Genomic DNA, 9,491 nt, shown 5'->3' on the forward strand with positions numbered 1-9,491 from the left:
GAGTAGGACTTGAACCTACAACCTAGTGATTAACAGTCACCCGCTCTGCCTATTGAGCCATCGAGGAATATGTTTGCTTGAGGTGTTTCCCTCAGTGCGAAAAAGTGTTTAGAGAAAACCTGTGGAGCCGTCAAGTCTTTTTTATATTTCTGCAAAAAAAAAATACAAATGATAATTTTCTGCTCAGAGACGTGAGGGTTCCTTGACGATTGCGGGTAATTGGCATAACCCTTCCCAATTCAGCAGTGATCGAATTCATTATACGGAGTGATCCCGTGAGCGAACAGGAACAGTCAAAACGTAAAAAAATAAAACTTCCCACTAAATCCAGTCAGGCAGAATATTTTATGCCTATGCTGGAAAGCTTCGTCGACCGTGATGAGTTGAACGAAGTGGTGAAGAATAGAGTGGCAAAGTCCTGCGACTTAATGGACGCAGGCATTTCCTTGTACCCTAACGGGTTTAAAAAGGAAGACGATTTTTCTCAAATTCGTGCAGAATATGAAGGTCTTAGTGCCGAAGAACTGGAATCCCTTGATAAGGAATTCTTCTGCGCAGGTCGTATTGTCGGTCTTCGCTCTTTCGGTAAAGTTACCTTTTTCCACGTTCTTGATAAAAGCGGTAAAATGCAGTGTTACGCTGCCCGCGATACTCTTGGTAGTGAACTTTACCAGAAGTTTAAGAAATTTGACATCGGCGATATCGTTGGTGTTGTGGGTACATTGTTCCGCACTAAAACAGGTGAACTGACTTTGGACTGTAAGAGTGTTCAGCTTCTTACTAAGTCTATCCGTCCGCTCCCAGAAAAATATCATGGTCTTAAGGACGTTGAGATTCGATACCGTCAGCGCTACGTTGACCTTATTGTAACGCCTAAGACTCGCGAAATTTTCCGCAAGCGTACTGCGATTGTACGTGAGTTCCGTAGATTTATGGAAGACAGAGGCTTCATGGAAGTGGAAACTCCTATGATGCATCCAATTCCAGGTGGCGCAACTGCTCGTCCGTTTGTTACCCATCACAATGCTCAAGACCATGACATGTACATGCGTATTGCGCCGGAACTTTACTTGAAACGTCTGCTCGTTGGTGGTTTTGAAAAGGTTTTTGAAATCAACCGTAACTTCCGTAACGAAGGTGTTTCTACCCAGCATAACCCAGAATTTACCATGTGTGAGTTCTACTGGGCATATGCTACTTTTGAAGATCTTATGGATCTTACAGAAGAACTTTTTGGACACATTGCCAAGAAAGTATGCGGTACCACCGTTATTACTTATCAGGGACAGGAAATTGACCTGACTCCCGGTACTTGGCGTCGCATCGGCTTCCTCGAATCTTTAGAAGTTATTGGTGGCCACACCAAAGAACTGTATGAAGATTACGATAAGCTTGCTGCGTATCTGAAGAGCCGCGGGGAAAAAGTTATTGAAGGTGAAAAGCTTGCTAAGCTTCAGGCTAAACTGTTTGACCTTGATGTTGAACAGGACTTGATTCAGCCTACCTTTATTTACAACTACCCGACTGACATCTCACCGCTTTCTCGTAAAAACGAAGATGATCCTCGTTTTACTGACCGTTATGAATTGTTCATGACAGGCCGCGAGCTTGGCAACGCATTCTCTGAGCTGAACGATCCTGTTGATCAGCGTCTGCGATTCCTTGATCAGGTTGCTGAAAAAGAAGCCGGTGATGATGAAGCTCATTACATGGACGAAGATTACCTTCGTGCACTTGAATACGGTATGCCTCCGGCTGCCGGTCAGGGTATCGGTATTGACCGTCTTGTTATGCTTCTTACTGATTCCCCATCGATTCGTGAGGTAATTCTCTTCCCACTCCTTAAACCGGAGAGTTAGCCATAGCTTATGAAATTTGAGTCCTTCATTGCGTTGCGATATCTTTTTGCGCGCCGACAGCAGTCTTTTATATCGGTTATCTCGATTATCTCTGTTCTCGGAGTTGCTCTTGGTGTTGCTTCGCTCATCGTAGTTCTGGGTGTGATGAATGGTTTCACTAAGGACTTGAGGGATAAAATTCTGGGCGTGAATGCTCACGTAATTACCATGAGTGCAGCCGGTAACATGACCGGCTATACTGATTTGATGAATGAAATTGAGGGTGTCTCCGGTGTAACCGGAGTCACCCCTTTTATTTACTCTGAACTCATGGCTTCCTCATCTCAGGGTGTTAAAGGGATTATTCTGCGTGGTGTGCAGCCTGAATCTGCTGATAAAGTGCTCACTATTCGCAAGTACATGAAAGATGGTGGTTTTCCGGAACTTAACCGTAAAGGGTTGCCGGGAATTATCATTGGTAAAGAACTTGCGAAGCGCCTCGGTGTCGGTATCGGGCGGCGCATTAATCTTCTTTCCCCTTCTGGCAAAAAAACATCACAAGGCTTTGTGCCGCGTGTCCGCAACTTCAGGGTTGTCGGAATATATAAAACAGGCATGTGGGAATATGATTCTTCCCTTGCCTTTGTAACGCTTGATTCTGCACGTGAACTGCTGGGCTGGGGTGGTAATGCTGTTACCGGCCTCGAGCTTTCTGTCGACAATGTCAATCGTGCAGATGTTGTTGCAAAAGATGTAACTGAAAAGTTGGGCGGCTATCCATTTTATGCTCGAAGCTGGATGGATATGAACGCAAACTTATTTGCCGCGTTGAAACTGGAAAAGACCGCAATGGGCGTTATTCTTACGTTGATTGTACTTGTTGGTTCTTTTTCAATTATCACAACTCTGGTTATGCTTGTTATGGAAAAGACTCGCGATATTGCGGTGCTTATGTCTATGGGAGCAACCAAGCAGCAGATTCGACGAATCTTTATGTTGCAGGGAACCATAATCGGGGTCGTCGGTACCGCCTTCGGATTTGGATTAGGATTGTTGGTAGGCGAGCTTTTGAAGCGCTATCAATTTGTTCAGCTTCCGAAGGGCGTATATTCTATGGATAAGCTGCCGGTGCTTTACGACTGGACAGATCTGGTCATTATCGGGGTGTCTGCAATGGTGTTATGTTTCCTTGCTACGCTGTACCCTGCAAAGCAGGCCGCAAAACTGGAACCTGCAGATGCCTTGAGGTATGAGTAATGTGTGCTGCGCCGTTGTATGAACTGAAGGGAGTAGGCAAGGACTATGATGGTCCTGCTGAGCGGCTTACGGTTATAAACAATTTAGACCTTGTGATTGAGCAGGGTGAGGCTCTTGCCATCACCGGTGCATCGGGGTCGGGTAAAAGTACTCTCTTGCATCTATTGGGAACCCTTGATATTCCTTCGAGGGGCGAATTACTTTTTAATGGTCGAAATCTTGCCGAATTAACGGATGATGCGAAGGCTGCCGTGCGAAATCGAGATATCGGTTTTGTTTTCCAGTTTCATCACCTGCTGCCGGAATTCTCGACTATTGAAAATGTAGCGATGCAAGCGATTATTGGCGGAGTGGCTAAAAAAGAAGCTTTTGAGCGTGCTGACGAGATGTTGCAACTTGTCGGGCTTGGAAAGCGGCTTGAGCATAAAGTCACTACGTTATCAGGCGGTGAGAGGCAGCGGGCTGCAATAGCCCGTGCTATTCTTATGCGCCCTTCTGTTCTGCTTGCAGATGAACCCACCGGTAATCTTGATGAACGCACCGGCGAGTCAGTTGGAGAATTACTTCTTCGACTAAATGACGAGCTGGGTATGACATTGGTTGTAGTTACGCATAATCCTGAACTGTCGGATATTATGCGTCGCCGTCTTGAACTGCGAGCTGGAGAACTTTATGTCCAAACAGTTTAGACCGTGCGTTGCCATGGTCTTCATGTTGCTTGCGCTGCTTATGGCTGTAAGCGCATCTGCTGCGACACGGAATGGAATTCGGGTACTTGTACTACCGTTTGCCGTTAACTCAGGAGACGACTTGAGTTATTTGGAAGATGGGTTGCCTGAATTAATCGGGGAGCGTCTTGCTGCGAAAAACTTTTCAGTTGTTCCGAATGATGAATTAGAAAGACTTTTAGCAGAGAATAACGTTACCGAACTTAATATTTCAATTGTTCGAGATCTGTCTTTACTGTCTAACGCAGACTATGCTGTCTACGGTAGCTTTACACAGGTCGGAGAACAGCTTTCAATTGATGCTCGTCTGGTAGAAGCCTACGGGCTTCAGCCTGCAAAGCCTATCTACATTAATAAGTCCGGACTTATTAATGTGCTTCCTGCTGTGGATGAGCTGGTAGCTCAGGCCTCAAACGAAATGCTGCGTAAGCAGTCTATTTCTAATATTGTTATCCGCGGAACCAAAGTTCTGGACCCTGACGTAGTTCTGCTGCGTATGCGTATTCAGAAAGGCGATCCGATTGATAGCAAAAAAATCAACGAAGAAATTAAACGCATCTACCGTCTTGGCTACTTTAGTGATGTTCAGGTTTCTCTTGATAAAAAACGTGACGGTAACGAACTTGTGTTCACCGTTGTGGAAAAGCCAAGAATTAACAACATCATTGTTTCCGGTTCAGATGCTGTTGATACAGACGATATTCTTGCTGCCATCAGTTCTAAACAGGGTGCTGTTTTGAACGAAAAATTCCTTTCTGATGACATTGCGCGAGTTCGCGATCTCTACAGAAAAGAAGGGTACTACCTTGCTGAAGTTGATTACAACATTGAGCGCGGTAATACCGGTGCAACACTTACCTTTAATGTTAAAGAAGGTGAGAAACTGTACATTAAAGCAATCAACATTGAAGGTGTTGAGCAGCTTGATGCAGATGATGTTAAAAGTGAACTTGCACTGGCAGAACGTGGTATGTTCTCTTGGATCACCGGTTCCGGTGTTCTTCGTGAAGACTACCTCGAACGTGACGTAGCAGCGATTGCTGCGTTCTACTTGAACCGAGGCTTCCTTGATGTTCGAGTTGGTAACGCGCGTGTTGATTACGAAGAAGACGGTATCGTTATCACGTTCCCAGTTTCTGAAGGTGAGCGCTACAAGCTTGGTACTATCAGCTTTACAGGCGATCTTATCGAACCTGATGAAACGCTTTTCTCCATCATTGGTCTTGATGAATGGAAAGAAGAGGAAGAATACCTCAACTACACTGTGCTTCGTGAAGACAGCACGAAGATTTCTGACTGGTATGCGAACTATGGTTACGCATACACAGATGTAGATTTCGGAATTCAGCGTGCTGAAGGCAACATTGCAAACGTTGCATATAAGATTGAGAAGAAGAACAAAGTATACGTTCGTCGTGTTGTTATGGAAGGTAACACCCGTACACGCGATAATGTAGTTCGTCGTGCTGTTAAGTTGACCGACGGCGAGTTGTTCAACGGTGACAAGCTGCGTGACAGTAACCGTAAGCTGAACAACCTTGGCTACTTCTCTGAAGCCAGCGTAAATATTGTTCCTACACAGTCTCCGGATGAAGTTGACCTTAAAGTTAAGGTTAAAGAGAAAAACACTGGTTCTATTATGGCTGGTGTTGGTTGGTCTTCCTACGACGGTGTGGGCTTCTCCGGTTCTATTAAAGAAGATAACTTGTGGGGTAAGGGGTACAAAGTTGCACTTACTGCCAGCTTCTCCTCCAAGAAAACTTCATATGACTTGAGCTTCTTGAACCCTAGTGTTTACGATAGTGATCTTTCCTTCAGTGCTCGTACATACATTACGAAAACTGAATACGATGACTACGATTACGACAAAACTGGTGGTAAAGTAAGCTTTGGTTACCCTATTGGTAAATGGTCTCGTGTTTACACAGGGTACCGTTTTGACCAGTACCAGATTAATGATGTTTCTGATGATGCAAGTAACCTTATTAAAGAACAGTCCGACGATGGAACCCGTTATGCAAGTGTTGCTCACGTAGCATTCAGCCGCAACACAATGGATAACTTCCAGCGTCCTACTTCTGGTAACGTGGTAAACCTCACCGTTAACTACGGTGGCGGCTTGCTCCAGGGTACTGACGACTTTATTAAAGTTATCGCAGAAGCACGTCAGTTCTACGCATTGAATCAGGATCATGTTCTCATGGCACGTGCTAAAGCCGGTGCTTTGATGCCGAACGGCGGTTCTCATGATGACATTCCGATTGTAGAACGTTTCTGGATTGGTGGTATTAACAGTGTACGTGGTTACGATATCAACGACTTTGCTGTTCGTCAGGATGACGGCGACAAGATTGGTGGTACCCGTATGGCGTTCGCTAACTTTGAATACCAGTGGTACTTTGAGAATGATCTGGGTATGACTTTGGTTCCATTCTTTGACGTAGGTATTAACTACGATGATAAAGATAACGGCCTTCAGTCTAACAAAGATTGGCTCTACAGTACCGGTCTTGAGCTTCGTTGGCGTTCACCAATGGGTGACCTGCGCTTCGCGTATGGTATCCCGCTTACAGAGGTGAACGGCGAACGACAGTCCCCACGCTTTGAATTTGCAATGGGGCAAGCGTTCTAAATACACTAATGCAAAAGCGCGGTCTTATGACCGCGCTTTTTTTATGCTAAAGTATTTGTCGGGGTTGCACCCTTTGACAGGTTTAAGTATCCTTATAATGATTTGCAACTGGCGGCTTTATTCCAACTCCAACTTCAATGCGCGGATTAACTAGGAAAATTATGCTAATTACCAGAAAAAGAGGCATACTTTGTTTGCCTTTGATTCTCTTTATTCTTCTTCTCTCAGTTACAGATTCCTATGCTAGTATAAGTCGGGATTACCAAACCGCGTTGAGTCAATTCAGATCGCTTGTCAAAAACTCAAAACAGGGTCGATACCGTTCTAATTGGAAGCGGTTGGAAGATAAGTTTATTGCGATTTATCAAGCTAACCCTGATGGTTCATATGCTCCGAAGTCGTTGTACTATATGGGGCGGGTAAATGAAGAGTTGGCAAAGCGTTCTTATCTACGCTCTGATTATCAGGCTGCTGTTGATTACTACAATCGTTGTGCAAAGCGATTTACCAGGCATTCATGGACAGATGATTCTTTATACAGGATGGCACGGGTTCAATATTACAATTTGAATCAGGCCGCTGATGCCAGGCGGACATTAAATACTATTCTTCGTAAGTACCAGTCTGGTGACAAATACAAAGAGGCGTTGGCGCTTCATCGCAAAATTATAGCTGAAGTTAATGGCTCCCGCTCTTCGCATGCTTCTGTTAAAAAAGCTCCATCTCGTCAAAAACAAGCGCCCGCTAAAAAAACAACGCGCAGAACATCCGGTAAAGTTGCACTTAATGGTGTTCGTTTTACCAGTAGTAATGATTATACGCGTGTCGTTATTGACTTAAGTGGTGAGGCAAAACACCAATACAAGTTTTTAAACGCTGATCCTTCACGAAATCTTCCCTTTAGATTGTATATTGATCTTGAAGGCACAGTTCCTTCAAGTGCTGTAAAGGATGAATTGAAGATTTACGACGGTATTCTTCGTATGATCCGTGTTGGTAAGCCTGTCCCTTCTACCAGCAGGGTAGTTCTCGACTTCGAATCTGTTCAGAAATACACAGTGTTTGCGCTGGAAAATCCTTATAGGGTTGTTGTTGATGTTTCCGCACCTAAGAACGGAAAGATGACGCATCCACCTGTTGATTTATCCAGAAAGGCACCGGTTCATAAAAACAAAAAGCCTTCACGCACAATTCCTCCTTCCCGTAAAGTTCCTGATCTTGTTGAGCAGCTCGGTTTGACCGTTAAGACTGTTATGATTGATGCAGGACATGGCGGAAAAGACCCCGGTGCATCCAAGAACAGAATCCGTGAAAAAGATTATGTTCTTAAGGTTGCGAAAATGCTGGGTAAAAAACTTAAGGCAAAAGGTTTTAACGTGTTGTATACACGTAAAACCGATGTGTTCATTCCCCTTGAAGAACGCACAGCAAAAGCAAACGTTCAAAAGGTAGATTTATTTGTTTCATTGCATATTAACGCCAATAGAAAATCCAGCGTGAACGGCATTGAAACGTACTACTTGAACCTTGCCCGTTCTAAGAGTGCGCGAAGAATTGCGGCTCGAGAAAATGCTATTTCAGAAAAACGTATCAGTGACTTGCAGTTTATTCTGACAGACCTGATGCTTAATTCAAAAATGCAGGAGTCTAAAGCTCTTGCAGAACTGGTACAGAAAAGCATGGTGAAAACTGTGCGTGCCAGAGGTTGGAAATCAAAAAGTAACGGCGTGCGAAGTGCACCGTTCTATGTTCTTATGGGCGCAAAGATGCCGTCTATCCTTGTTGAACTTGGATATTGTTCTAATCCGACAGAGGCCAAGAGATTGCGCAATAACTCTTACTTGAATTTGTTGGCAGACGGTATTGCAAATGCATTAAGCACATACAGACATAATTTGAAAAACTATGCTGCTATGTAGCTGCAAATAATTAATGTAAGCTATGCGCGATTTCTCACTGACAGTGTGTGCTGTTTGTGTGTAGTACTGTTTTTTGGCAATGGCGTGTTATAATGAGAGTCTGTCTTATTATGAGGCTGCATTGCTTCAGTAGCGCGTATACGCCTCGTGTGTATTTGTAGTTGCAGATTGTGTGGTAGACCTTTCAGGCTCTTGACTAGAGATATTGATAACGCTATTCACTCGATCATTTGATAGTTTTCTTTTTGGTTAAATGATTAACTTGTTGTTAAGTAACGAAATTTTTTTAGGAGCATTCGATGCGTAATATTCTTTTAGCGGTAGTGGCTTGTACCTTCCTGTTCGCTTCATCAGCAATGGCTGCAAAATACGGTGAAGTCGATTTTGGAGTCATCGCTAAAGATTCTGAGCCGGCATTGGCTATTTCCAAAGCTATGAAACAGACTTTTGGCGCTGAAGATAAAAGTCTGAGAGAAGCTAAAGTAGCTTTTGATGCTAAAGTAAAAGAATTCCGCGTACAGAGTCAGGCGCTTTCCGAAGATGCAAAAAAAGCTAAAGTCGACGAGCTCCGTAAAGAAGAAATTGCTCTTGCAAAACGTCAGCAGCAGTTTGTACAGCGTGCACGTGCAGCAGAACAGTCCGCACTTCGTGACATGTCTGCTCTTATGCTTGAAGCTACCCAGGAATTTGGTAAGAAAAACGGTTACGAAATGATCGTTGCAAAAGCTCAGGGTGCAGTTCTTTACATTAAGAACCCTGTTGATGTTACCAAACAGGTAATGGTTGTTGTAAACCGTCTTTACCGTGCTAAGCTGGAAAAACTTAAAGCTGCTCAGAAAGATAAAAAAGCTAAAAAATAAGGAATACGGTTAAGCATGCTGCTTTCTACAATCGCACAACATCTTGGTCTTGAGTTTGCCGGTGAGGATCTTGACATTACAGGCGTAAACACCCTTGAAGCCGCTATGGAAACAGAGCTGAGCTTTCTTGCAAACCCTAAGTATGTATCCAAGCTTGCAGAAACTAAAGCTGGTGCAGTTGTTTGTACTGCCGATCAGGCAGAGAATGTTCAGCGCGCGCTTATTAGTGAAAACCCGTATTTTGACTTTGCTCGTTG

General features: G+C 44.1%; 7 protein-coding genes. All 7 read left to right on the forward strand.

The genetic code is table 11. From position 1 onward, the window contains the following. Positions 1-353 precede the first annotated feature (353 nt). On the forward strand, positions 354-1,859 hold the full coding sequence (gene lysS, locus QZY95_RS10565) for a lysine--tRNA ligase (RefSeq protein ID WP_290923222.1): 1,506 nt from the start codon (positions 354-356) through the stop codon (positions 1,857-1,859). Between the two features lie 9 nt (positions 1,860-1,868). Beyond that, complete coding sequence (locus QZY95_RS10570; protein ID WP_290923209.1) at positions 1,869-3,095, forward strand: lipoprotein-releasing ABC transporter permease subunit; 1,227 nt, start codon at positions 1,869-1,871, stop codon at positions 3,093-3,095. Beyond that, on the forward strand, positions 3,095-3,784 hold the full coding sequence (locus QZY95_RS10575) for an ABC transporter ATP-binding protein (RefSeq protein ID WP_290923211.1): 690 nt from the start codon (positions 3,095-3,097) through the stop codon (positions 3,782-3,784). The genes QZY95_RS10570 and QZY95_RS10575 overlap by 1 nt, the downstream gene beginning before the upstream one ends. Next, on the forward strand, positions 3,768-6,455 hold the full coding sequence (gene bamA / locus QZY95_RS10580; protein ID WP_290923213.1) for an outer membrane protein assembly factor BamA: 2,688 nt from the start codon (positions 3,768-3,770) through the stop codon (positions 6,453-6,455). The genes QZY95_RS10575 and bamA overlap by 17 nt, the downstream gene beginning before the upstream one ends. A gap of 338 nt (positions 6,456-6,793) precedes the next feature. Next, positions 6,794-8,374 carry an N-acetylmuramoyl-L-alanine amidase gene (locus QZY95_RS10585; RefSeq protein WP_290923215.1) on the forward strand — a complete coding sequence of 527 codons (1,581 nt, stop codon included), beginning with the start codon at positions 6,794-6,796 and terminating at the stop codon, positions 8,372-8,374. Positions 8,375-8,673: 299 nt separating this feature from the next. Further along, a complete protein-coding gene (locus QZY95_RS10590) occupies positions 8,674-9,234 on the forward strand; it encodes an OmpH family outer membrane protein (protein WP_290923217.1) in 561 nt (186 codons plus the stop codon). A 15-nt stretch (positions 9,235-9,249) separates the two neighbouring features. Continuing rightward, a partial coding sequence (locus tag QZY95_RS10595) for an LpxD N-terminal domain-containing protein (protein ID WP_290923219.1) occupies positions 9,250-9,491 on the forward strand: 242 nt, incomplete at its 3' end.

This window comes from Halodesulfovibrio sp. (assembly GCF_015482765.1).
Lineage (GTDB): Bacteria > Desulfobacterota > Desulfovibrionia > Desulfovibrionales > Desulfovibrionaceae > Halodesulfovibrio.